At 67.2% G+C, this 23,779-nt stretch carries 24 protein-coding genes and 3 pseudogenes; 11 read left to right on the forward strand and 16 right to left on the reverse strand.

The window, feature by feature from the left end; genetic code table 11:
* Nucleotides 1-33 precede the first annotated feature (33 nt).
* Nucleotides 34-522 (forward strand): aminotransferase class III-fold pyridoxal phosphate-dependent enzyme, encoded by a 489-nt coding sequence (locus tag KI385_RS04780; protein ID WP_238570973.1) that lies wholly within the window; start codon nucleotides 34-36, stop codon nucleotides 520-522.
* A gap of 58 nt (nucleotides 523-580) precedes the next feature.
* Here KI385_RS04780 and KI385_RS04785 read toward each other — a convergent pair whose 3' ends face one another.
* The 3 genes from KI385_RS04785 to KI385_RS04795 all read right to left on the reverse strand — a co-directional run bounded on the left by KI385_RS04785 (nucleotide 581) and on the right by KI385_RS04795 (nucleotide 3,581).
* The gene (locus tag KI385_RS04785; RefSeq protein WP_238570974.1) at nucleotides 581-910 is read right to left on the reverse strand and encodes a hypothetical protein; all 330 of its coding nucleotides are present in this window, start codon (nucleotides 908-910) and stop codon (nucleotides 581-583) included.
* A 242-nt stretch (nucleotides 911-1,152) separates the two neighbouring features.
* The gene (locus KI385_RS04790; RefSeq protein WP_238570975.1) at nucleotides 1,153-2,451 is read right to left on the reverse strand and encodes an ATP-grasp domain-containing protein; all 1,299 of its coding nucleotides are present in this window, start codon (nucleotides 2,449-2,451) and stop codon (nucleotides 1,153-1,155) included.
* A gap of 95 nt (nucleotides 2,452-2,546) precedes the next feature.
* A complete protein-coding gene (locus tag KI385_RS04795; protein ID WP_238570976.1) occupies nucleotides 2,547-3,581 on the reverse strand; it encodes a beta/alpha barrel domain-containing protein in 1,035 nt (344 codons plus the stop codon).
* A gap of 76 nt (nucleotides 3,582-3,657) precedes the next feature.
* Between KI385_RS04795 and KI385_RS44515 the strand changes: the two are divergent.
* Nucleotides 3,658-3,930, forward strand: a pseudogene (locus KI385_RS44515) (transposase); the annotation flags it as partial.
* 14 nt (nucleotides 3,931-3,944) lie between these two features.
* Here the strand turns inward: KI385_RS44515 and KI385_RS04805 are convergent.
* The 9 genes from KI385_RS04805 to KI385_RS04845 form a co-directional block, all read right to left on the reverse strand.
* Nucleotides 3,945-4,919: an ATP-grasp domain-containing protein gene (locus tag KI385_RS04805; protein ID WP_238570977.1), complete on the reverse strand. Its 975-nt coding sequence runs from the start codon at nucleotides 4,917-4,919 to the stop codon at nucleotides 3,945-3,947.
* On the reverse strand, nucleotides 4,909-5,067 hold the full coding sequence (locus tag KI385_RS04810) for a hypothetical protein (RefSeq protein ID WP_238570978.1): 159 nt from the start codon (nucleotides 5,065-5,067) through the stop codon (nucleotides 4,909-4,911). Before KI385_RS04810 ends, KI385_RS04805 begins: the two co-directional genes overlap by 11 nt.
* Complete coding sequence (locus KI385_RS04815; protein WP_238570979.1) at nucleotides 5,064-5,990, reverse strand: hypothetical protein; 927 nt, start codon at nucleotides 5,988-5,990, stop codon at nucleotides 5,064-5,066. Before KI385_RS04815 ends, KI385_RS04810 begins: the two co-directional genes overlap by 4 nt.
* An 11-nt stretch (nucleotides 5,991-6,001) precedes the next feature.
* Nucleotides 6,002-6,226, reverse strand: a complete 225-nt coding sequence (locus tag KI385_RS44160) for a tunnelling fold family protein (protein ID WP_238570980.1) — start codon at nucleotides 6,224-6,226, stop codon at nucleotides 6,002-6,004.
* Between the two features lie 53 nt (nucleotides 6,227-6,279).
* Nucleotides 6,280-6,933, reverse strand: a complete 654-nt coding sequence (locus KI385_RS04825) for a cyclase family protein (protein WP_238570981.1) — start codon at nucleotides 6,931-6,933, stop codon at nucleotides 6,280-6,282.
* Nucleotides 6,934-7,006: 73 nt separating this feature from the next.
* Nucleotides 7,007-7,894: a TauD/TfdA family dioxygenase gene (locus KI385_RS04830; RefSeq protein ID WP_238570982.1), complete on the reverse strand. Its 888-nt coding sequence runs from the start codon at nucleotides 7,892-7,894 to the stop codon at nucleotides 7,007-7,009.
* A 127-nt stretch (nucleotides 7,895-8,021) separates the two neighbouring features.
* Nucleotides 8,022-8,231: a hypothetical protein gene (locus KI385_RS04835; protein ID WP_238570983.1), complete on the reverse strand. Its 210-nt coding sequence runs from the start codon at nucleotides 8,229-8,231 to the stop codon at nucleotides 8,022-8,024.
* Nucleotides 8,232-8,476: 245 nt separating this feature from the next.
* Nucleotides 8,477-10,396 carry a methylaspartate mutase subunit E gene (locus KI385_RS04840; protein WP_238570984.1) on the reverse strand — a complete coding sequence of 640 codons (1,920 nt, stop codon included), beginning with the start codon at nucleotides 10,394-10,396 and terminating at the stop codon, nucleotides 8,477-8,479.
* Nucleotides 10,397-10,469: 73 nt separating this feature from the next.
* Nucleotides 10,470-10,619, reverse strand: coding sequence for a hypothetical protein (locus KI385_RS04845; protein ID WP_238570985.1), 150 nt, complete (start codon nucleotides 10,617-10,619; stop codon nucleotides 10,470-10,472).
* A gap of 234 nt (nucleotides 10,620-10,853) precedes the next feature.
* Here KI385_RS04845 and KI385_RS04850 point away from each other — a divergent pair, with 234 nt between their 5' ends.
* The 5 genes from KI385_RS04850 to KI385_RS04865 all read left to right on the forward strand — a co-directional run bounded on the left by KI385_RS04850 (nucleotide 10,854) and on the right by KI385_RS04865 (nucleotide 15,960).
* On the forward strand, nucleotides 10,854-11,768 hold the full coding sequence (locus KI385_RS04850; RefSeq protein ID WP_238570986.1) for a phytanoyl-CoA dioxygenase family protein: 915 nt from the start codon (nucleotides 10,854-10,856) through the stop codon (nucleotides 11,766-11,768).
* 128 nt (nucleotides 11,769-11,896) lie between these two features.
* Entirely contained in the window at nucleotides 11,897-12,175 is a 279-nt protein-coding gene (locus KI385_RS44520) for a HalD/BesD family halogenase (protein ID WP_425357059.1), read from the forward strand.
* 149 nt (nucleotides 12,176-12,324) lie between these two features.
* Nucleotides 12,325-13,500, forward strand: coding sequence for an ATP-grasp domain-containing protein (locus tag KI385_RS04855; protein ID WP_238570987.1), 1,176 nt, complete (start codon nucleotides 12,325-12,327; stop codon nucleotides 13,498-13,500).
* Between the two features lie 5 nt (nucleotides 13,501-13,505).
* A complete protein-coding gene (locus KI385_RS04860) occupies nucleotides 13,506-14,729 on the forward strand; it encodes an MFS transporter (RefSeq protein ID WP_238570988.1) in 1,224 nt (407 codons plus the stop codon).
* A gap of 37 nt (nucleotides 14,730-14,766) precedes the next feature.
* Nucleotides 14,767-15,960: an ATP-grasp domain-containing protein gene (locus KI385_RS04865; protein WP_238570989.1), complete on the forward strand. Its 1,194-nt coding sequence runs from the start codon at nucleotides 14,767-14,769 to the stop codon at nucleotides 15,958-15,960.
* Nucleotides 15,961-16,226: 266 nt separating this feature from the next.
* On the opposite strand, the gene KI385_RS04870 is transcribed toward KI385_RS04865, so the two are convergent.
* The gene (locus KI385_RS04870) at nucleotides 16,227-16,565 is read right to left on the reverse strand and encodes a DUF4194 domain-containing protein (protein ID WP_238570990.1); all 339 of its coding nucleotides are present in this window, start codon (nucleotides 16,563-16,565) and stop codon (nucleotides 16,227-16,229) included.
* Nucleotides 16,565-16,966, reverse strand: a complete 402-nt coding sequence (locus tag KI385_RS04875) for a DUF3375 family protein (protein WP_238577563.1) — start codon at nucleotides 16,964-16,966, stop codon at nucleotides 16,565-16,567. The genes KI385_RS04870 and KI385_RS04875 overlap by 1 nt, the downstream gene beginning before the upstream one ends.
* 10 nt (nucleotides 16,967-16,976) lie before the next feature.
* Between KI385_RS04875 and KI385_RS04880 the strand changes: the two genes are divergently transcribed.
* Nucleotides 16,977-17,162 carry a hypothetical protein gene (locus KI385_RS04880; RefSeq protein WP_238570991.1) on the forward strand — a complete coding sequence of 62 codons (186 nt, stop codon included), beginning with the start codon at nucleotides 16,977-16,979 and terminating at the stop codon, nucleotides 17,160-17,162.
* Between the two features lie 47 nt (nucleotides 17,163-17,209).
* Here the strand turns inward: KI385_RS04880 and KI385_RS44525 are convergent.
* Nucleotides 17,210-17,593, reverse strand: a pseudogene (locus KI385_RS44525) (DUF3375 family protein); the annotation flags it as partial.
* Here KI385_RS44525 and KI385_RS04885 point away from each other — a divergent pair.
* The 3 genes and pseudogenes from KI385_RS04885 to KI385_RS04895 all read left to right on the forward strand — a co-directional run.
* Nucleotides 17,484-17,745: pseudogene (locus KI385_RS04885) on the forward strand (substrate-binding domain-containing protein); the annotation flags it as partial. The pseudogenes KI385_RS44525 and KI385_RS04885 sit on opposite strands and share 110 nt — an antisense overlap.
* A gap of 556 nt (nucleotides 17,746-18,301) precedes the next feature.
* Entirely contained in the window at nucleotides 18,302-20,194 is a 1,893-nt protein-coding gene (locus KI385_RS04890; protein ID WP_238577564.1) for an ABC transporter ATP-binding protein, read from the forward strand.
* 269 nt (nucleotides 20,195-20,463) lie between these two features.
* The gene (locus tag KI385_RS04895) at nucleotides 20,464-23,622 is read left to right on the forward strand and encodes an ATP-binding protein (RefSeq protein WP_238570992.1); all 3,159 of its coding nucleotides are present in this window, start codon (nucleotides 20,464-20,466) and stop codon (nucleotides 23,620-23,622) included.
* Here the strand turns inward: KI385_RS04895 and KI385_RS04900 are convergent.
* Entirely contained in the window at nucleotides 23,606-23,776 is a 171-nt protein-coding gene (locus tag KI385_RS04900) for a hypothetical protein (RefSeq protein WP_238570993.1), read from the reverse strand. The genes KI385_RS04895 and KI385_RS04900 overlap by 17 nt on opposite strands.
* Between the last annotated feature and the right edge of the window lie 3 nt (nucleotides 23,777-23,779).

A 23,779-nucleotide genomic window follows, 5' to 3' on the forward strand; every position in this document is an offset into this window, starting at 1 on the left:
CGGCGGCAACGGGTCAACGGGGTCAACAAGACATTGCGGCTGACCGCGATCCGCGCCGATGTCTGGCACGGGTTCGGCGGGCCCGAGCAGATGGCCGAGAAGCACCGGGTGCTCGACCACTGGTGCGCGTCGGTCGGCCGGGACCCGGGGGCGACCCAAGGCATCATCGAGCACGCCCGGACAATCGGCGACGACGTCATCGCCCCGGGCCGGGCGTCGCTGGCCGCCAAGCACCCCAGCGTCGGCGACGTACGCGGGCTTGGCGTCTTCTGCGCGATCGAACTCGTCCGTGACCGCGACACCCGCGAACCGCTCGTGCCGTTCAACGCCACCGGGCGGGCCGCCGCGCCGATCAACGAGGTCGTCGCCGCCTGCACACAGCACGGGCTGTGGCCGTTCAGCCACTTCAACCGGATCCACGTCGTACCGCCCTGCACGGTGACGGCCGACGAAATCCGTGAGGGCCTGGCCGTCCTGGACGAAGCGTTGACGCTGGCCGACCGGCACTGCACCGGCAGGTGAGATCCAAAGGGGCGGGCCGCACTGGTCCGTCCCTTCGCGATGTTGGCCGGGCCGGCGGTCAGGGCCGGAATCTCCAGTACGGCTTCCGGCTGGCCGTATCGACAGCCTGCGCCAGACCCACCCGTGAAGGGGGATCGTGGCGGCCGTACATCACGGCGTTGATGTCGCTGAGCACCTCGCGGGCCTGCGCGTAGTAGCCGTGGCCGATGGCCTCGTCGAGCGCTTCCGGTGTGCCGGATTGCTCGTACTCGAACCGCAGCGCCGACGACAGGTTGGAAGCGTAGATGGCGTACTTGGGGTGCTCGGGTCCTGCGGTGTCGACGGCGTCGCGGCTGTGCCGTGCCGCCTGGTGCAGGCTGGTCACGTCGCCGGTGGCTTCGTAGGTCATGCGCAGGGCAGGTCCGAGGTGGGTGAGCCGGCCGGGCAGGGCCGGGTGGTCGCGCGCCGTACCCGAGACAGCAGCCTGAGGGGGACAGCCGACTCCGAGGCAGCGATCACGGCCCAGCCGCGGAACCGACGGCGCAGCCCACCGTCGTTGCCGAGTTGGCCCAGCCTTGTGCCGTGTGCTCGGCGCCGCCGGGGTTACGGCACCGAGCACGCTGGTCCACAAACCGTCGAGCCCGGCCCCCCTCAGCCTCCGGCGACGGCGCCCGGTGCCACCGTAGTCAGGTCGGCAGGGTCGGCAGGGTCGGGTGCGATCTCCAGCCTGACCGTCTCCCGCGCGATGGCTATGGTGCGGAGCACGGTCGCTCGGTCCGGGCCGTGCACCGAGGCGCTGACCGGAATGCACATGTTGTGGTTGGTAATCGGCACGTGGTCCCCGGGCCGGAACTCCACGAGCACATCAGCGACGCCGGGCAGGGCGCGGAGCTCGTCCAGCCCATGCATGGCCACCAGCGTGCCGGGTGCGTCGTCGTTGCGAATGACAACGGAGCCGAGCACAGCCCTGAACCCGTGATCCCCGTCGATCATGTTCGGACGGCGGCCGAGGTAGCATTCCACGGCGTCGTGGAACGGACGCAGGTCAGAGTGCCTCGTCCACATCGGGACCGCAGGCCCGCCCGAGAACCGGGCCGCGAGCTCGATCAGGTAGACATCGTCTCCGTCGCCACTGCATTTGACCTCGATGTGGCCTGGTCCCTGACGGATGCCGAACGCGTCGAGCACCTGCCTGCAAAACCGCTCCACCCGGACGTAGTCGGGATGGGCGCCGCCGATCTGGATGATGTCCCACAGGGGAAAGTCGTAGTCGCGGTCGTCGGGCCGTCGGTACTCCCAGATGTCGATCAGTCGGTGCTCACCGTCAGCGCTACAGAAATTCACCGCGTACTCGCGCCCGCGTATGTAGCGCTCCACCAACCATTCGGTGACCGGCCGACCGAGCCGGTCCACCGTCCACTCGTTGTCCGCCTCGTCCAGAGCCGCCGCGTCACTGATTACCGAAACGCCGAAGGAGCCCGTTCCCATCGTTTGCTTCACGATGACGGGAAAGCCGATATCCCGTGCGGCCTCCGCCACCTCACCGAGGGAGTGGACCAGCCGGAACTCCGGAACGCGGACCCCCGTTTGCGCGGCCCTGACCCGCATTTCCGCCTTGTTTCGCCGCGCCCAGCCCAGAGCGGGGTCGTTTCCGGGCAGGCCGAGCCGCGCCGCGATCTCGTCAGCCACGTGGAGGCTCGTCCCACTGGCGGGGACGACGGCTCGCACGTCGAACTCAGTCGCACGAACCTGCCGGACGGCGTCGTCCACGTCGCTGGCTTGGAGCGACATCTCGTGGTCGAGGTCGGCCTGCTGGTTCGCGACTGTGGAGAGACCCGTGGACAGCGAGAGCGCGTCGAAACCAAGGTCGCGTATGGCGGTCTTGTAGTTGCGTCCGTTCCTGCTGTTGGCGGGGTCGATCAACAGGATCACTGGGTCTTTCGGTTCCACAGAAACTCTTCTCGGGCCAGGCGTGCGAATGGTCAGGGGCGGGTGAGGGCGAGCAGCTCTGCGTACAGCGTCACCAACGTCCGTAGCGACGACGACTAGCGCGCAGCCATGGCGTTGGCGGTCTCCAGCACCATGTCCTCCGCAGGGTGGACCCGGTCGATGTCGGCGACTGCGGCCATCAGCTCGAAGACGTCGACGTTCGCGGTCTTCGCGCACCTGCTGATCAGCGGGAAGAAGCTGGAGTGCGTTCGGGTGATACCGCCGACGAGCTGGTACGTGCGGTCGTCGTGCAGTCGCTCCAACGGGCGGATGACGGACTCGCTCAGCTCCGCGAGAGCCCGGAAGTCGTACGTGTTGCGATTGCCCTGGGCGTGGAGGGTCGCTGCGAACGTCTCAGTGACGGTGTTGCCGGCGCCGCGGCCGATGCCGTCGAGCGTCGTGTCGACGAACTGTGCTCCGCTCATCGCTGCCGCGAGCGAGTTGGCGTTGGCCAGGCTCAGGTTGTCGTGCCCGTGGAAGCCGAGCGGAATCGTTACCGACCGACCGACCTTCTCGAACAGCTCGGCGACATCCGACGGCAGGTAACCACCCACCGAGTCGACGAGGTAGACGGTGTCGGCGCCGTACTCCGCGCACTTCCGGACCGCATCCGTGACACCGTCGGTGCCGAGCACGTTCGTCTTCATGAGGTTGGCGAACGTCGTGATGCCGAGGTCCTTGGCGAGGGCGATGAAAGCCTCGGCCGGTGCGACGGCAGTGATATCCACTCCGATCCGGACGAACTGCATGCCGGCGGCCACGGCCTGTCTGAGGTGATCCAGCTCGGCGATTCCTGGGATGCAGAACATCCCCCAACTCGCGCTCGTCAGCGTCTCGGACGCGATGCTGAAGCACAATGCGTCGGAAACACGGGTGGGATGAGGTGTGCGCTCGGCGGCGTTGAGGCCCAACCCGTGACCCAGCTCGACGAACCGGACACCGGATTCTTCAAGACCGGTCAGGACGCTCTTGATCGTACCTTCGGTGAAATTGAAGTCCACGGCGTAACTACCGTCGCGGAGCGTGCAGTCCAGGATTTCGACTCTAGATGATCGCCTGTCCTCGGCGACCATCGGCGATGTCTCTGACATTGAACACCTCAAGCAGAGAAGTATGGGAAGGCGGTGTGTCGACACTAGTCGAGAAATGCACATCCGCCAGCGGCAGAAGCCCGGCAGGAAAGCGCACATTGACGGGCGCAAATGCCTCCCGAGACAGCGAGGAACGGCAAAGAAAGAGGGCAGAGTTGCACCGAGTCGTCGAGACCATCTCCTACTGAGATTGAACAACCTCAACGTCCACAAAGCCGCCGGCCTACGGCTGTTGGCCGAAGGCCGGGACCGGCTGACCGTCTACTACCTGCCGCCCTACGCGCCCGACCTCAACCCCGTCGAAGGGATCCGGTCCCTCCTACGACGCGGCCGGCTCTCCAACGGCGCCCGGGGCAGCGCCAGTCAGCGCACACCCGATCGGAGATCACGGACAAACGTGTCGAAGCGGGAGCGGTAGGAGCCGAAGCGCACCTCGGTCATGTGGTGGTCACCCTGGGTGGTGCCGCCGTCGATCTCGATCTCGGAGAACCACCATTGCCCGTCGGCACAGAGGAAGTCGATGCAGAGGTACGGCAGCTCGATGTCGCGGGCCACCGCCCGGGCCGGGGCGACCAGCGCATCGGGCATGGCAGTCCACCCCGCTACGCCGCCTTGGCCCACATTGCCCGCGAGTGCGTCGCCGCGCGGTTTGCGGGTCAGCACGCGGTACGGCTCACCGTCGACGTAAAACACGCGGTAGTCGACCACGTCCCGTCCCAACCACGGCTGTACCACAACCGTCAGCTCAGCCGCGGCCGCCCAGGTGAGCACGGTATCCAGTTCCCCGGCGTTGGAGGCGACGAAGACGCTGTTCCCGCCTCCCCAACTGGAGGGTTTGACGACCACCGGGAAACCGATGTCGCTCGCACGCATCGCGGCGGTACACCAGTCGAGATGGTCCGGGCCATAGCCGCGGGTACTCAGGCGCACCGTCGGCAGCCGCGGCACCACACTGCCGAAGGGCCGCAGCGCCGTGATCAGCTTTTCGTTGTTGATCAGGCTGTATCCGACGGGGAATGTGGTGTAGAACCCGGCCGCCGACAGGGCGGCGTAGGTCGTCAGGTGCCGCCAGTAGTCGAACCGGTCGACCGGCCACGTGACCAGCTTCGTGTGGAAGAAGGCCGTGTCCGCTGCAACGAGCGCGCCGCGCACGCGGACTGAGGCACCCACCTCCGTGGTGCCCACGACGACGTCGTCGACGCTGATCCGGCTCAGCAGCACGCCGGCCGCGCGCGCGGCGTCGTCGTACCGTGAGTTGATCTCGGCGTCAAAGGGATTCGGAGACTTGCTCTCGCGCTCCGAGCGGATCCAGAACATCGTGACGAGGTCAGCGGTCACGGTTCACCTCCCCACCCCGGGCAGACGCGGTGGGATCCAGGCGTTCACCGCGGACGTGCACCGCGGGGCCGCCCGCGTTCCGGCCGACGACCACGCCGTCGACGCTGATCCAGTACAGGACCGAATCGCTGTCGCGCATTGCTGTCACGCTTCTCCTCCGTGTGCCGAGGCCGAAACCGCGTCGCCCGCGGCACGGAACCGATGGAATGCTTCGCGGTAGGCGGCAAGCTGGACTCGGACGGCATCGGCGTCGAGGTCAGGCGCAAAGCCCGTGCAGTCCACGTGTGACAGCCAGAACCGATCGGCATCTTGGACGAACCCGACCCGGACGTAGGCGAGTCCGAGCGCGGTCGCGACCGAACTCGCGGGGCCGGACAGCCGCTCGGCGAGCGCCCCTTCCAGACCGGTCGGCTCTCCATCGATACACACCACGACGTGCTCGACGACGTGCTCGCCGAGCCATGGCTGCACGAGGACGGTCAGTTCGGATGCACCCACCAACTGGAGGAGGGTGGTCAGCCTGCGTTCGCTCTCAGCGATGAAGACCCGGTCGCCGGGCCGGCGGACCGCCGGGCGCACCGCTACCGGGAACTCCAGCCCCCAGTCGGCGACGCGCAGCCGGTCGCGATGGACCTCGATTTCGCGGGTGCACAGCCGCACCGACGGCAGAGTGCGCACCTCGCCCAGGTCGAACCGAAGGAGCGACACGATCGTGTCGGTCCAGGTGATCGAGTGAACGGCAGGCACGGTGACCATGAACTCGGCGGCTTCGAGAATCCCGATGGTGCTCAGCACTCGCCAGGTGTCGGGTGCCTGTGCGGGCCTGCCGAGCGAGTCGGTGTGGAAGAAGGTGTCGCGCGGGTCCACGCGGTCGCCCCGCACACGCACGATGGCGTCCTCTCCCACCTGGGTCACGACCACGTCGTCGACCGTGGCCGTGCGCAGATCGAGACCGAGGTCCGCCGCTGCTGCGGTCAGGCCTGCTACGTGCGCATGGTCGGCCGCCGCGACTGCGGTGTAGTCGCGTTCCGAGCGCAGCCAGAAGAGTATGGGGGGAGAGGCGGTGGGCATGGATCTCGCTCCTAGTTCGGGGGCGCCTGGCGAAGGGGCTCGTAAGCCGGCGTCCGAAGTCGTTCGTGCCGGCGCCAGGTGGTCAGGACCAGCCAAAGGGTGAGCGCGAAGAGTTCTGCGTCGGGTTGGGCGTCGCTGCCGAAGACGCCGAGGTAGGCGGTCGAGGTCAGGTGGGCACTGGTCTCGATTCCGCGCATCGTGACGCGGAGGTGTTCGCCCTGGGCGACGACGGTCACGTCCGGGCTGCCGGTGATGGCGCGGACGTCACCGGCAGCGGCGTTGAAAGGGCTCAGTCGTCCAGCACGGCCAGTGCCCGCGCGGGCGCGCCGTCGCCGCCGAGGACGTTGAGCACGCCGATGAACAGCGTGCTCCACCGGTTCGAGATCTCCCGCAGCACGAGGTTCTCCACGATCAGTGTGCCGGCGGCCAGCAGCGTGCGGTGCACGTCGTAGGGGAAGTTCGGCGGACGCATGCTCATCGGCAGATCAGGGCTGATCGTGTCCATGCCGATGAACCGAAGTCCTTTGGCCACAGCCCATTCGGCCGCGTCGACCGCGAGGTACGGGTGCCTGTCCACATAGGCCGGTTCGCCGTAGCGGTCGTCCCAGCCGGTGCGGATCAGCAGTGCGTCACCGGGTTCGAGGTCAACGGCGGACTCCAGGTCGGCCGCCGTGATCGGATCGGGACCATCCCGCAGCACCTCGAGGCAGTACGCCCGACCGACAAGCGCCGACGGCGGCAACTGGTCGAGCGTGGCGCCGTCCTCGACGAAATGTGACGGGGCGTCCACGTGGGTACCGATATGAGTCGGTATGTCCAGTCGCATGACCCGCATCCGGTGTTCCGCCCATGTGCTGGTGGGCGTGAACTTGGGAGCCGGGACCGTGCGCGCGTGCGGCATGCCCGGTTCCAGCGGGTGTGAGAGATCAACCGTACGTGGCATGCGGTGCTTTCTCCTTAAACTTGGCGATCTTACTACGCGATTCGGACTCGTGCAGCGCTAAGCTTGCCTCGATTTAATTGGCTCGCCCATCGTCCTGTACCCCATAAATTCGGCGCAGCCTGCGGCTGGAGGTGGATTCCTGGAATGGGTGGCGGCCGTGGAGCATCCGCCGGTTGTCCCACAGCAGACCGACGCCGCGTTCGAGCAGCACGGCCTCCGCGTCTCCCGCCGCAGCAGAAGAGATCTTGTCGAATTCGTCCATGGCCGCAAGAAGCTCTGGCGGCATCGGCGTGCCCTCGGCGGCAAACCCCTGCTCAATGTACATGCGGACATAACGCAGCTCGTAGCCGTTTGCTGTGCTCGTGAGCACGGGCTGCCGTTTGATTTTGATTCCCGCCATCTGGTCCTTCACGTCGAATGGTACGGGTTGGCTCAGTTCGGCGACGTGCGCCGGATTGATCTGGGTAAGCTGCTGAACCAGGCTGTTGACGTCCATCAGCAGCGTCTCCCCACCCGTCGCCGCGGACAAGCCGAACAGAAATGCAACGTCGGGCAGCTGCGGCAGCAAGGTGCCGTCAGTGTGATAGTTACCCGTTTTGTTCGAATTCGAGTAGTGACTGGTTTCCGCGGCTCCGGCCTTAACCTCGACGGGATAGATGAGTTCGCCGGAGCTGTACTGCGGGACCGGACGGCAAAGCGCCGTGAAGAAGTTCCAGTAAAGGGTGCAGATGTCCTGGTCGCTCAGCCCCTCCGGGGCGACCCGCACGACGGCGCCACCCGCGTCCCCGTGGATAGCTGCCAATATTCCTTCACGCAGCGCCAGGATCTCCGTACTGGTCGTCCGGAAAGCCTCTGTCGGCCAATTGTCCAGAGGCGTGTCCGCGGCTATGTCCCGCTCCAACAGCGCTGAGGTCGCCGCGCTGGGGATCGTGAATTCCGGGATCGTGAATTCCTTTGCCATCTTGACTGTCCATTTCTGTGACGAGATCAGGTCCGAGAGTGTCCGTCGCGATCGCCTCGGCCAACTTCGCGAAAGCTACAGGCCACGATCACGGATGTCGCCGAAGTCCTTGCGACTTGGTCTGCGATCAGGCCGATGCCCGCTCCAGACCTTTGTTCGCTTTGATGTCCTGGATACCGTCCTGCAGGGCTGGGCTGTCGTCCAGGTTTGACATCACCACAAAGGGCCCCGCCCGCGCCCACCTCGGATGCCGCTCGAAGAAGCGGAGTTCCCGCGAATCCTTCGAGCACAGCATCAGGTGGCGGCAAGGCGAACGGGATATCTGTTCGATGACCACGTCGAGAACGAGACCACGCGGCGGCGCAACTGTTCAGGGACGTAGGGAAGGGGATGATGGAGCGTCATGCAGCACATCACGATCCGCTCGCGGAGATATTTGGATCGGAAAGCAGCATCAGAGCTGGGAACTGTTGTCCGTGATCGGCCACACAGTTGTCGTAGATGGTCGAGACGAACTCCGTCGACGACACTGGGCCGATTCCGCCCATAATTCCTGGTCGCGATGGTGCGAGTGAATATCGTTCACGCATCAAGCGGCCACCTTCGATAATGACCCGATGGTATTTGCAGCACATCACGTTCGACAAGTTGCCATTCGCTTCGCACCGGTGGTTGCTCGGTCCTGCGACGTTCGCTCATCCGGCTCCGATGGAAGTCGATCACATCGGCGGAGAACCTGAGCCGGCCAGTGTTCAGGTATCGCACCGCGCCCTGGAGGTCACGAGCCGTCAGCACCTCGCCACGGTTGTAGACGCTGGGCGAGAAGGGAACGTCCAGGTAACCAAGCGCGAACGCCTTCACCACGCCGTCCGTGAGGCTGCCGTCGCCGGCCAACAGGACACTCTCAAGGATCTGATCCACCTCCGCCCGCAGGACGGTGGCCTCCTCGCGTACCGTTCGCTCGTCCACCTCGATGCTGTTCGCCTCCATCGCGCCCAGCCGGCTCAGGTGCAACCCCTCCTGGTTGTCGGACACCGACGGAATGGTGGTCGCCTCGACCGGTGTCTTGACGATCAGCCGCGAAGCCCCGGACAGCCGACCGGTGGCGGCCGAGGCCACGATCAACTGCGTCGCCCGCGCCCGGTCCCGTGGAAATGCTGCCATGTGCTGGTGGAACACAACGTTGACCTGAACTCCTGGATATCCCAGGTTCGCCAGATACTTCTGGCCTAGTTCGCGCAGGACCCTGATCGCCGCGATGTCCTGGGATCGATTGCCTTGTTCGGCGTATCCGAGTGAAACCGAGCTTACGCCCTGGCTGGCCGCCAGCATTGCCTCGATCACGTTGACGACGATCGCCAGGCTTGGTGGGATCAGGACCGCAGTGAGGGTGCCGAAGAATTCACGGTCGATAACCACGCCGAACTTCTCGCGGTAGAAGCCGACCAGCCGATCGACGTACTGCCACCTTCTGAGCGACTGGGCCAGCGAGTAGTCCTTGAAGTAAGGAATGTTGTACGTAATCGCGCCGCCCTCGAAGCCAGTGACGCCACCAGCACACGAAATCTCGGCGAGGAGTCGTGGGTCGCGTGTGCTGTGGCGGGTCTGCAGCGGCGTCCGCACCTCTGCGATCAACTGCCGGAGAACGTCGACCCCGTGATTCACCATGGGAAATCCGTTGAGCGTGGAGGCACCGCGCTCCCGGCTTTCCGCGATCCCGTCGCCAGCCTTCTGGTAGTCATTGTTTCTGGTAAGGGAATCGATCTGGTAGGACAGCACGTCTGCGCCGGCCCGACGCAGGGCCACGAATGCCGTGCGCTGCTCGGCGGCGAGCGCCACGCCTGAGCGCGGCTGTACCAGGAACGGTCGTTCCGCCCGGAGCCGCGGTGAGTGCGCGTGAGCGAACGACGGCTGCCGGAGGAGAAACGCCGCGTTGTCCGCCAAGTCCCTCGCACGCGCGCCGGTTGGCCAGGATTCCAGAACCTCAGGTCGCTGCTGTTGCAAGTCGCCCACGGTGAGCCGCTGGTCGGGCGGCGCCGTGCCCGGCTGGGTGGGCCAGGGGGGAGCAGCGGGTTTGCCGCGTACCGCGGGACGCCTGGTCGCGAGATCCTCGTCCAAGACCGAGAGAACCGTCGGAATATCAACATACGTCGGAAAGACCCGTCGAAAGCCCAGGCGGCGCGCTTCACCACGTATCCGTTCGGAACTGCCCACGTCGAGGTTTCCGCCGGCATACCAGATCGCATCGATGTCGGGGTACCTGAGCATCAGGTCCGGAAATTTCTTCAGATAGTGGCGCAGATGACCGTCCATACACGAGATCATCACAACATCCGCGTCGGCCGCATGCCTGAAAAAGTCGTCGAGGTTGTTCTGCGTGCCCATGAAGTGGACCGCATGGCCTGCCTCATTGATGGCATGTTTCAGCAGAGTGAGACCGACAGAATGAGCGTCGGCGCCGATCCCGCCGAGCACGATCGACCTTGGCGTCGGCAATCTCATGGTTTTTCTCCGTTACCTTTTGGCAGTGCGTGAGCGGCGAACCCAATTACCGCACCTGAGCAATACCAGGGCGTCACGTGCGCTCAACGACAGGCGCGAGCGTGCGCTCGTCCCCGATGTCCGGTCGGAGCTCGTACTTCAGTTCCATGAGGTGCTGCGTGAAGACCCGCGAGGCCGTCTCGGCGGCGCAGAAGAACGCGACCATCGGCGATGTCTCTGACATTGAATACCTCAAGCGGAGGAGTGCGGGGCAAGCGTTGCATCGACACTAGCCAAGAAGTGCACATATACCAGCGGCAGAAGCCCGGCAGAAGCCCGGCAGAAGAGCGCACTTTGAGTGGCTCAACTGCCTCTCCCGACGGCGAGGAATGTCTTGCGGCAAGTGACGGTGACGTGTACGAATTGGATCGTAAGAATCTGCGGGAGCCAAAAGGTTACTGTGCGGAAGGGTTATTCGATGGGCAGCATCCTCAGCCAGAGTCAGGTCGATTTCTACCGTGAGAACGGGTTTTGCGTCGTTGACGGGATATTCGACACCGAGCTGGTCGAGAAGGCGCGATCCGTCGTCGACGGCCTGCTCTCCTCCGCCGACCTCGCCGGTGTGGCCGAGGCAGAGCCGGAGGACGGCTCCAAAGCTCGCCGCATTTGGGCTCCGACCTCGCGGGACGAGCTCTTCGCCGGCATCGCGGAGGACACCCGGCTCCTCGACGCGGTGGAGCAGCTGATCGGTCCCGACATCGTGCTGCAGTACTCGAAGCTCAACGTGAAGCCGCCGCGCGTGGGCAGCGTCGTCGAGTGGCACCAGGACTTCGCGTTCTACCCCCACACGAACACCGACCTGGTCGCCTCGCTGATCTATCTCGACGACGCGACCCGGGAAAACGCCTGTTTGCGGGTCGTCGCCGGTTCGCACCGCCACGGCCTTCTCAACCACGAGTCGGAGGGCCATTTCGTGGGCAAGGTCTCGTCGCCGGCGGACGTGGGCCTGGATGACTCGGCGATCATCGACTGCGAGGGGTCCGCGGGATCGGTGGTGTTCATCCACCCCCTGCTCCTGCACTCGTCGGAGAAGAACCTCTCGGACATGTACCGCCGCGTCTTCATCCCGTCCTACCGCGCGGCCGACGCCCTTCCCATCTACTACGGTCCACACGCCGCGCACAACGAGCCGACGGCGAAGCTCGTGCGCGGCAGTGCGTCCAGGACCGTGCGCAGCGAGGCCGGCCTGTGGCAACTCCCGATTGCGGCGGCGGAGTTCAACTCTCTGTACCAGATTCAGGAAGGCTCCCACGTGAGCGACGGGACGAAGTCGTCCACCGGATACTTTTCCCACGAGGACGGCACGAAGGACACGGTGGGCGCCTCGATGTGAGCCGACAACACCGGCTGCCAATGGCGGGACCCACCACATCAGTTGTACCGCGGTTCCGGGCACGCCGAGACAGCGAGCCGGTCTCCCGGCCCGTCCGGTAGCCGCCTCCGGCGTACGGCGCAGTACCGCTGCGGCTTCGTGCACCGTGGGCGTGGTCAGGTCGGGATGCGAATGTTCCGCACACCCACCGGGACAAGAGCGATCCGCGGATCAACGAGACTCTCTGCGCTCGCCAGATCGACACCCATGGCCTGGCCTCCGGTGACATCTACCTGCTGCGTACCGGCACCACACTGCACCGGACGGTGCCACTGACCGAGGACGGCTCGGCCCGGACCGTTGTCAACATGACCTGGGCCTCCGCGAAGGACCTGGGCAAACCGCTGGTCGGGGACGACCGTTGGTAGGAGAACCCGGCCGCGCGGGCCGTCGAGCATCCCTGACCCTCCGCATTGGACGAGAAGCCACAAGGAGCATCATGACCAGCTCGCTGAGCGGAAGACCCGCTGTCGTGCTAATGGACCCCTGCGGGCCGAGCATGGGTTACAAACCCCAGGTGGCCGAGCGCGGAATGGCCGTGATCTCCGTTTACACGATGCCCCGCGAGCACGTCCAAACCCGGTATCCCGACCACGCGGTGGGTGACACGGTCAGCCTCTACGCGTCGGAGCTCGGCGAGATCCGGGCGCAACTCGCCGAGCTGGGCGCCGACATCCGCGCGGTGGTGCCCGCCTCCGACGTATCCGTGGACAAGGCGGACACGCTGGCTGAAGAGTTCGGCCTGCCCGGCAACGGCGCGCAGCTCGCCCTCGCCCGCCGGGACAAATCCGTAATGCGGGAGACCGCCGCGCGGGCGGGGGTTCGTATTCCCCGGTACGCGCTGCTCGAAGACGCGGCCGACATCGCCCCTGCCGCGCGCGCCGTGGGCTTCCCCGCCTTCGTCAAGCACACGACCGGGGGCTCGTCGCACGGCGTCCGGCTGCTGAGCCGGCCCCAGGACGCCGAGGACCTTTCGGCCCTGCACCAGACCGACCACTTCGGACGTCCGGTCCAAGCCTGGCTGGTCGAGCAGTACGTGCGCGGCCGGGAGCTGGGCGTGAACTTCTTCTCGCACGACGGTGCGCACCACGTCGTGGACATCTGGGAATACCGGCAACCCGACGACCGGGATTACTCGTTCCCCTACTGGGATTGGGCGCAGATCCCCCAGGACGACCCCGACTGGCAGACTGCCGTCGACTACGTGCGGCAGGTGCTCGACGCGTTCGGCGTGCGTCTCGGCCCCAGTCACACCGAGATCAAGATTTCGGCCGGCGACGCCTACCTCATTGAACTGGGCGCTCGTCTGCCGGCCTACCCCATGATCGACGGGTGGATCGCGCACAGCGATCTCGACCCGCATCGCCAGACCCTGGCCTGCCGGCTGGGCGAGGTGCCGAAGATCGCGACCGCGCCGGTGAGGCATGACGGCTTCTATGGCGCCAACGCCATTCGCAACGACGGGCCGGCCGGTCGTTTGGTGGAGATCCGCGGGCTGGACAAGGTGGAGCAGCTGCCCGGCGTGGACAAGCTGGTGGTGGGCTACCAGGCGGGCGACATGGTGCCGACGACCAGCAGCATACGGACCGTTCCGGTCAAGGTGAGTGTTTCCGCGCCGGACCGCCAGGAATTGCTCCAGCGACTGGCTGCGGTCCGCGACACCGTGGAACTAGTGATTGAACCGGTCCGCTGATCCCGATGAAGTTCTTGTCCCCGTACCGGGAACTCTTCTCTCTGCCGAAATTCGGCTCATCTCTGTTGGCGGCTGTCGCAGGCAAGCTCAGGCCTGGGATTTCTTCGCTCGCCCTCCTGCTCGGGGTCGCTCATTATCGGGGCCTCAGTCAGGCAGCCGTGGTCGTCTCGGTGTCCGCGCTGGCCGGAGCCACCCTCCCGCTGAGGGGCAGGCTCATGGACCGCCAGGGCTATACCCGGGGGATGGGGCTGTGGCTCGTGGTGTATCTGTGCGCGCTGACTGTCCTGGTGCTGAACGAACACGCACATGGACCGTTCGCCACCACATTGGTTGTCGCGTTCGTCGCGGGGGTGTCGGCTCCACCCGTCCTGATCGTGACCCGGCTGATGTGGCGCGATATGACCACGGGCAGGCTCCGGACGACCATCCTGTCATTGGACACCATGTTGGCCGACGTGGGGTTCATCGTGGGTCCGACCATCGCAGCCTTCCTGGTGGTGGCCGTGGCGCCCTGGGCCGGCCTGGCCGCCTCCGCGCTGCTGTGCACCATCGCAGTCCTCCTGCTGCTCTCCCGCGGGCTGCCGCACGAGCCCAAACCGCCGCAGTCCGCGGAGCGCCACTGGCTGGGCCCACTGCGCAACCGTGTGCTGCGCAGGACGATGGCGGCGGCAACGTCCTTCTTTCTCGCGGTCCGCGCGATCGAGTTGGCCTTTCCCGCCTGGGCTCAGCAGCACAGTTCACCGCTGATGAGTGGAGTGCTCCTCAGCTGTATGTCGGTGGGCAGTGTGACGGGTGGCCTCATCCTGGGAGGTTTGCCGGCGCGGTGGTCGGCCAAGGCCACGTTGCCCGTCACACTGGCCGTGCTGTGCCTGGGGACCCTACTGGTGGCGGCGGCCAGCTTCACCTGGACGGCGCTCCTGGTCGTGGCTGCGGCGCTCATGGGCATCGCGCTGGGGCCCAGTTTCGTGGCCCTGTGGGCGACGGTCGGCGAGCTGTCTCCGGCGAACATGTCTGCGGAAACCCTGTCGTGGGTCAGTTCGTTCATGTCGTTGGGCGGATCTGTCGGGGCAGCGGTCGGCAGTGTGGTCGCCCAAGCACTTGGGCCAGGGGCACTGCTGGTTCTCGCAGCCGTGTCCCTCGCCATCGGAACCAGCCTGGCCCACCTGGCCATCAAAGCCAAACCAGTGACGTCGGAACAGCCGCCGGAATCGATACCAATGTCGGCATGAATACGGAGGAGTAGTGACTCGTCAACGAGTAGCTCTTGTGAGCCACGTTGGTTACGATGCTTACCGCCACGATGATGGCAGCCCTTTCTTCCATCCGGACGAATTCGACATCACCCTGGTCGCACGCCCCCGCGATATCGCCCAGTTGACTCCGGGACAGGTAAGCCGCTGTATCCCTGTGGACATCCACCCCTCTGGCGAGCTTCCGGTGTCGCTGCCCGCACTGGTCGGTGACTTCGAATTCGACTGGGTGGTGGCGACCCAGGAGCGGCTGCTGCTGCCGGCTGCGCGTCTGCGCGAGGCCATTGGCGTCGGCGGCATGGGAACGGAGCACACGCTGCTGCTCCGCGACAAAGTGGCGATGAAGCGCCACTTTTCGGCGCACGGAATCCGGGTTCCGGAGTTCATGGAAATCTCCGAACCCGTTCAGGCAACAGAGCTGCTCGACAAGTTCGGCCACATTGTCATCAAGCCTGTCCTCGGCTCCTCTTCCATGAACGTGCACATTGTCCGTGGCCAGAACGAGCTGAGGAGCTTGCAACGGCAAGGATTCGCCAGTCCAGACCGGTACGAGGCCGAGGAATTCATCGCGGGTCGCCAGTTCCACATCGACAGCGTTGTCAACAACGGCGTGCCGGTTGCTGCCTCCGTCTCGCAGTATCTGGACTCGCATGAAAAGTTTCCGCTGAATGGGCAGGTCCGGTCGCATACCCTCGACGACGGGCCGGACCTCGAAGTCCTCCTGGAGTTCAACCGCGCGGTACTCGGGTGCATCCCCTGGTTCAGTGGAGCCGCACACCTCGAAGCGTTCCTCGATGACCACGGCAGGCCGGTGTTCTGCGAGTTGGGCGGCCGCCCCGGAGGTGCCGGAATAGAGTCCACATTCCGGTATCGCCACGGGGTTTCGCTGCTTTTCGCCAGCATCCTGCCGCAGGTCGGGCGCGATGTCCCGGTCAGTAGCAATCAGGCGCGCATGGACCAGCCGGCGACCGGCTGGTCCATGATCTACCCGCCGACGCTGGGCCGCTTCCGTGGGTTCGAGGCGCTTCCGCAGGCCGACTGGCTGCTCCAGCTCACGACGCCTTACCGTCCGGGTGACCCCATCAGGAAACCCAGGCAGGCAAAGGACGCGGTAGCGGTAGCGGCCGTCTGCGGCAGGGATTCACGTGAAGTGGTTGACCGGCTCGCCGAGGTCAAGAGCGAGATCATCGTGTCGATCACCCCGGAGTGATCTGTTACAACACGGGCCGCGCGCCGCCGTCGCGCACAGAGACTTGGTTATGGAGGGGATGATGGTGGAGAACATGACGGCAGACCATGTCACGAGCGAATATCTGAGGCGATGCCACGCCGATGAACGATTGCGGTCGGTAATGTTGACCAGCCACATACCGGCATCATTCCAAAACGCGCATGAACTCTTGCCCAGGCCGCATTTTGCCGATCGAAAAGCGATGGACGCATTGGGTGCCGATGTCAAGAGTATATTCGACATCATTATTTCATTGCCCGAGCGGTTGTTTGATGGCGACCTCGGTAAGTACGACTGAATCCGGCCAGTGGTTCGCTGCCGAGCAGTCGGAACCTCAGGTAGGCGGGCTTCTCCAGGAAACGGTAGCGGGCGGCGAAGTCGGGGCGCGGAGCCTGGGTGTCGATCTGGTCGACCAGGCGTGCCTCGTTACTGCCGGCGGGGAGAAGGGTGCGGATCATCTCGACGATCTCATCCCGGGTGATCATGAGCCGGGTGTCGTCGGCGCGCGCGTCGAACTCCGCGAGCCGCTTGCCCAGCAGCACGATCAGCAGACCGACGGGATAGGACAGCGAGCGTCGCAGCATCAGCCGCGGAGAGGCGTCGTCCGCGGATCGCGGCCTTCTTCGTCGTCGGGCTTGGACTGGAGGAAGGCGTAGCCCTCCATCTCCTCGATCACGACGCGCAGGCCCACGACGTCGACGTGGTCCTGGACGCGGGCACTCACGTGCAGCAGGCATCCCAGGCCCGAGGGCCAAGTAGGCGACGAGTTCGGCAAGCCCTGCTGAAGCGGGTACTCGCGCAGCGTCTCGGCCAAGGACACCTGCGCACGGGAGCCGAGTGCCTGGTGCACAGCGGCCGTGAGCCGGGCGGGATCCACGTGCACCGACTCGAACAAGGCGTCGGCGGCGAATTCCTCGTCGCCCGCCCGGATACCAGTGCTGTCGATCGATGCCCGGACCACCGGCGCGTACAGCGGCCGTTCCATCGGCAGCACGATGGAACGGTGCCGCGCCATCGATCTCGGCGACCAGATCCACACCCGGCACATCTCGCAGCGCCAGGGCACGGGACTCGATCCCCCGCACCAGCTCCAAGACGCGGCGGTCCTCCGAACGCACACGGTCGTCGAGGAACCGGCGCCGCTGATCCAACAGCTGCCGCACCGTGAGGTCCGTGCCTGATCCGATTCCGCGATGCTCTCGCGACTGCCAAGAACCTCATCCAGGAGGTCGCCTTCGCCCTTCGCCCTTCGCCCTTCGCCCTGTCCCACACGGCGATCCTGCGACGCAGCTCGCGGTCCAAGTCCTGGAGTTCGCCTCGGCCTCGCGGAGTCGGCCAGCAGCCCATGCGCCGTCGTCGTCACCTGCTGGTAGCGGTCCCGCAGCGCCGCGCTGTCCAGGACGTCCACCTCGCCGGCCTCGACACGCTCAATCTCCCGGTCGATCTCGTTCCGACGTCGCGTGAGTTCGACCAGTCGCGCTTCGGGGTCGGTTTCGGCCCCCGACATCGGCGCGGGCGACGGCGACCCCTCCGCCTTCCAACGCATCAACAGCACGCGGTTCCAGACAGCCACCGTGCCCGGACCACTCCCCCAGCAGGGCTGGCAGATCATCGACGAATTCAACCGCGCCTTCTCCGGCAAAACCGCCAGTGGATACATCGTCCCCGTACATGCATATCGCCACGGCCGCCAACAGCGGCGGGGTCACGTCGTGGGACCCGCCTGGCTACCGCGCGGCGTACCGGAAGATCTGGGGCAAGTAAGAGGCGGCACAAGCACAAACGAGGTTTCCCGCCGGATCGGCGTCCGGCCGTCGCCGGTGCCGAACCGACCTTCCGCTCGTCCACACCACACCTCGGCAATACCTCGATGGAGTGACACACATTGTTCGATCACCCATCGACGCCCGGAAGTCAAGCACCCCTTAACCTCCGGCAATTACTAGAACATTCGTCCACAATCTGCCTCTGAGATACCCGTTACGGGGTGCGGATCGGGCCGTTCTTTAGAGCATCTGTACCCCTCACACGTCCATCCGGAGGAGTCGTGAACCTCGCGCCCTTTCCCGCTCCGTTCGAATCACCGCCTTCTCGTCCATCCGGCTCCGTCGTGCCGTTGACGGCGCGGGGGCCCTGGCCCGTACTTCCGCGGCCCGGACCTCACCTCTGCCGTTCGCTCACTGATCGGGATCAATGCGCTCACTGATCGACACCCACCTGTGGAAGGAGAGCAGTAGCAGTGGTGAGAACGCGACGTCGCCGTGCGCGACGCGAGGAAGCGCAGCAGCACCCTGGTGAGGCAGCAACCGGTGGGGAGGAGCTGCAGTTCGTCGACCGGACCGGCAGCCGGGAGAAAGCCGGGCGGCAGATCCGGTTGGTGGACATGGCGCGACGGCTGCCGCAACTGGTGCGCCGCTCCGTCGCCCTGGCCTGGATCATCGACCGCTGGGCGGCTCTGGGGCTGCTGATCTGCCAGGCCGCGTCCGGGGCGATGCAGGCGCTGGGCCTCTTGGCGGTCAGCGGCACGATCGCGGCACTGTTGTCCAGCGGTGACATCTACGGTCGCCTGCTGGCCGCGTGGCCCTCGCTGGTCATGCTGGCGGGCGCGGCGGCGGCCCGGGCGCTGCTGGGCATCACGGTGGCGTGGCTGTCCTCCCGGCTGGGCCCGCAGATGAGCCGCGAGGCTGAGCAACGGCTGCTGCGGGCGGTCACCGAGGTGGAGTTGGCCGCGTACGACGCCCCCGGCTTCAACCACCGCAAGGAAGCCGCTGACCGCGGCGCCGAGATCGCCCAGGATCTGGTCAGCGAGGGCCAGGATCTGATCGCCTCGCTCGCCTCCCTCGTCGCCGGTGCCGGCGTGCTGACAGCGTTGCATCCGGCGCTGTTGCCGCTGCTGGCGCTGGCCAGTTTCCCGCAGGCGGTGGCGCAGGTCAGTGCCGCTCGTGTGCGCTATCTGGCGCGACTGCGGTCCAACGGTGACTACCGGCTGCTGTCGATCCTGCGCTGGCATGTGGGCGACCGCTACGCGGCCGACCAGATCCGCGCCGGCACCATGGCCGACTTCCTCGTCGGCCGATACCGCCACATCACCGATCGCATCAACCGCGCCGACCGGCGCGCCGCAGATACCGGGGCACGGATGTCCTTGGTCGGGGCGCTCTGCGGCGGGGTCGCCTCGGCGGCCGTGTGGGCGGCGGTGGTGTGGCTGCTGGCCACCGGCCGCATGAGCGTCGGCCACGCCGGCACCGCCGTCTTCGCTCTGCAGACGGTCGGGATGGCGCTTCGTGGACTGGTCGTCGGCGGTGCCCGCATCATGCGCACCGGTCTCTACATGGACGACTGGTCCGAATTCCTCCGGGAGGCCGGTGGATACCGCATGATCCGCGGCAGCCACGTGCCCGAGCCGCCGCAAGAGATCGCCGTGAAGGATCTCGTCTTCCGGTACGAGGAGGCGAAGAACGATGCGCTGCGGGGCGTTTCCTTCACCCTGCGGCGCGGCGAAGTCGTCGCGCTGGTCGGCTACAACGGCAGCGGAAAGACCACCCTGGCCAAGCTCCTGAGCGGCCTGTACCTGCCTACCACCGGATCGGTCACCTGGGACGGCGTGCCCACCGGCGATCTCGACCCGTACGCCATGTGGTCCCAGGTCGCCCTGGTGCCCCAGGACTACGCCCGCTGGCCGCTCACCGCCCGGGAGAACATCACCCTGGGCCAGCCCACCGAAGGCGGTGACGCCGACATCCACGCCGCATGCGCCGCATCGGGCGCCGACGAGGTGGTCACCGAGCTGCGCTCCGGGCTGGACACGGTACTGGCCCGCGACTGGCTGGGCGGACAGGAACTCTCCGGGGGCCAGTGGCAACGCATCGCGCTCACACGGGCGTTCCACCGGCCCGCCGGCCTTCTGCTCCTGGATGAGCCCACCTCTGCTCTCGATCCGCTCGGCGAGCACCGCATCTTCGCCGGCCTGCGCAAACTGGCCGCCACTCGCGCCGTCGTCCTGATCACCCACCGGCTCACCAACGTGGCCGTCGCCGACCGCGTCCTGGTCCTGGACAAAGGCCGCATCGTCCAGCAGGGCACCTTTTCCGAACTGGTCAGCCACCCCGGCCTCTTCCGCGAACTGTGGACCTACCAGCACACACGAGAGACCCACCAACCCGTCACCGCGCCATCCCCCGACGCCACATCCACCGAAACGCAGGGCTCATAGGCCCTGCCGGCCGGACCGACGGCGCTCAGCCCCGTTCGCCCAACCCCCTTACGTCACGAAGGCGGTATCCGTGGAGACGGCTACGACACAGCCCGTCCCTACCAGCACGGCGGCCCTGCTCGTCAACGACGAGGGCCAGTACCTGCCGCACCTCCGCGAGAAGCGGGCAGCCGCAGTGGGCGCGCCTGCACAGGCGCCACTACCACGACAACATCCCGCCGCGCGTCAACAATTGGATGCCTGCCAAACGCTTATGACAAAATCAGCGGGTGCAGATCGGGATGCTGGGTCCGTTCGAGGTTCGCACGGACGACGGCAGCTTGGCCGACGTGCCGGGCGCGCGGCTGCGCGGACTACTGATCGCCCTCGCGCTCAAGCCGGGTCACGTGGTCCCGAAGGCATCGCTCGTGGACTGGATCTGGGGGGAGCACCCGCCCGCCGATGCGACAAACGCCCTGCAGCGCTTGGTTTCCCGGCTGCGGAAGGCACTGCCGGACGGGGTGGTCGAGGGTCGGACGGACGGCTACCGGTTGACGGTGGAGCCCGACGCCGTCGACGCCGTGCGGTTCGAACGCCTCGTCATCGCGGGCCAGGCCCGCACCGAGGACAGTTCCCGGCGGGTGCGGCTGCTGCGCGAGGCCCTCGAACTGTGGCGCGGTGCGGCCATGCAGGCCGTCGGTCTGCAGGACAGCGCCGCGTTCGATGCCGCGGTCGTCCGGCTCGAGGGGTTGCGCCTGACCGCCACGGAGGAGCGGGTCGACGCGGAGGTCACCCTCGGGCGCGGTGCGGAGATGGTCACGGAGCTGACCGACCTGGTGGCCGCGCACCCGGTGCGGGAACGGCTCGTCGCCGCGCTGATGCGCGCCCTCGTCGCGGCCGGTCGCGACAGCGAGGCGCTGCTGGTGTACCAGCGCGCGAGGGAGGCCCTGGCCGACGCGCTGGGCATCGACCCCTCGCCGGAGCTGGCCGCGTTGCACGTCGCGCTGCTGCGGGGCGAGTTGGTGCGCAGCGAGCTCGGGCGGGGGGACGCGAGCCGCAAGACCAACCTGCGCGCCGAGCTGACCACCTTCGTCGGCAGGGGCGCAGATGTCGCTGCGGTCCGCGAGCTCATCGCCGAGCACCGGCTCACCACCGTGATCGGACCGGGCGGCTCGGGGAAGACCAGGCTGGCCACGGAGACCGCGCGCACGTTGCTCGGCGACCTGCCGGACGGGGCCTGGCTGGTGGAGCTCGCCGCCATCGGCGCGGACGGCGACGTGGCGCAGTCGACGCTCGCCGGGCTGGGCCTGCGGGACGCCCTGCTCGGCGGGGCCCCGAACGCGGAGCTGACGGACCGGCTCATCGCCGCGATCCGCGAGCGGGAGGCGCTGCTGATCCTGGACAACTGCGAGCACGTGATCGAGTCCGCGGCGGTGTTCGCCCACCGGGTGCTCGGGGAGTGCCGGCGGCTGCGGATCCTGGCGACGAGCCGGGAACCGCTCGGCATCACCGGGGAGGCGCTGTGGCCGGTCGAGCCGCTGGCCCTGCCGGAGGGGGACGCGAGCCCGGGCGAGATCGAGTCCTCACCCGCCGTTCAGCTGCTGCGGGACCGGGCCGGGGCGGTACGCCGGGATCTCGCGGTCGACGCCCACACGCCGGCGACGATGGTGCGCGTCTGCCGGGCGCTGGACGGGATGCCGCTGGCGATCGAACTGGCCGCGGCCCGGTTGCGCACCATGTCCATCGACCAGCTCGCCAACCGGCTCGACGACCGGTTCCGCCTGCTGACCAGCGGCAGCCGGACCGCGCTGCCGCGGCACAAGACGCTGCGCGCGGCGGTCGACTGGAGCTGGGAGCTGCTCACCGACGCCGAGCGGATGGTCCTGCGCAGGCTCTCGGTGTTCTCCGGCGGGGCGAGCCTGGAAGCGGCCGAACGGGTCTGCGCGGGCGACGCGGTCGAGCAGGAGCAGGTCCTCGAGCTGCTCACCTCGCTGACCGAGAAGTCGCTGCTGCGCGCCGAGGGCGACAACGCCCCGCGCTACCGCATGATCGGCACGATCAAGGAGTACGCCGGGCAACGGCTCGCGGAGGCGGGGGAATCGGACCTGGCGCGCCAGGCGCACCTGGCCTACTTCACCGAGCTCAACGAGACCGCGGAGCCGCACCTGCGCCGCGCCGAGCAGCTGGACTGGCTGGCCACGCTCGAGGCCGAGCACGACAACATCGGTGCGGCGATGCGCGGCGCGCTCGCGGCGGGCGAGGCGCAGGCGGCGATGCGGCTCGCGGCGGGCGCGGGCTGGTACTGGTGGCTCAGTGGGCACAAGACCGAGGGCATGGAGCTGATCACCGCGGCCACCAGGACGCCCGGCGAGGTGACCGACGACATCCGGGCCACGGTGTACGCCCTGGTCGTGCTGTTCGTGACCTCCGGGCCGGGCGACGAACACCAGGCCGCGGAGTGGATCCACAAGGCGTACCGGTTCAGCCGGCGCAGTCAGTACTGCCACCCGCTGATCGGGCTCGTCGCCCCGCTGGAACGCATGCTCCAGGCACCGCACGCGGTCCTGCCCGCGTTCGAACTGCTGCTGGACGACGAGGACCCCTGGGCGCGCGCGCTGGCCCGGCTGCACCTGGGCAAGATGCGGATCATGCTCGGCCAGGACGGGCGGGACGCGGACGCGTATCTGGAGAGGGCGCTCGCCGAGTTCCGGGCACTCGGCGAGCGGTTCGGGATCTCGTTCGCCCTGACCGAGCTGGCGGACCGGATCGCCGTGCGCGGCGAGTTCGCCGGCGCGTGCGAGTACTACGAGCAGGCGATCGCGGTCGTCACCGAGGTCGGTGCCACCGAGGACGTCATCCGGATGCGGTCGCAACAGGCGCGGCTGTACTGGCTGCTGGGCGACAAGGACGCCGGTGCGGCCGCCATCGCCGAGGCACAACGGTGCGCGGAGCGGGTCACCTGGCCGGGCGCGCTGGCCTTCCTGGCCCTCTCGAAGGCGGAACTCGCCCGGTGGGGCGGCAACGCCGAGGAGGCGCACAGGCAACTCGGCGTCGCGGCGGCCGTGCTGGGCGACGAAGCGGAGCAGGCGAGCCTGCGCGCGGTGACGCACGACCTGCTCGGCTACCTCGCCGACGACCCCGGCGAGGCCCGGGCGCACCGCGCGGCGGCCTGCGAGGCGGCGTCCGAGGCAGGACACGCGCCGCTGATCGCGCGGGTGCTCGTCGGGGTCGCGGACCTGGCACTGCGCCGCGACGAGCACGAGCAGGCCGTGCGGCTGCTCACGGCGAGCGCGGGCGTGCGCGGGCTGCAGGACCGCTCCCACCCGGACGTGGCTCGGATCGAGCAGACCGCGCGGCGCCGCCTCGGCGACGCGCGGTTCGCCGAGGCGGCTCGGGAGGGGACGCGGACCAGTTGGTCCCAGCTGGTCGAGGTCACGCTCGCTTCTTGAACGTGGAGACCGCCCACACGTACCCGAGGTGGGCGAGCCCGATGCACCGGACGACGGCCGCGATCGCGTCGCCGGTCGACGGGTTGCCCGCCAGCAGCCCGCGCAGCGTCTCGATGATCGGGGTGAAGGGCTGGTACTCCGCGAACCGCCGCACGCC

It is taken from the genome of Streptomyces inhibens (genome assembly GCF_022221585.1).
Classification (GTDB): Bacteria; Actinomycetota; Actinomycetes; order Streptomycetales; family Streptomycetaceae; genus Streptomyces; species Streptomyces inhibens.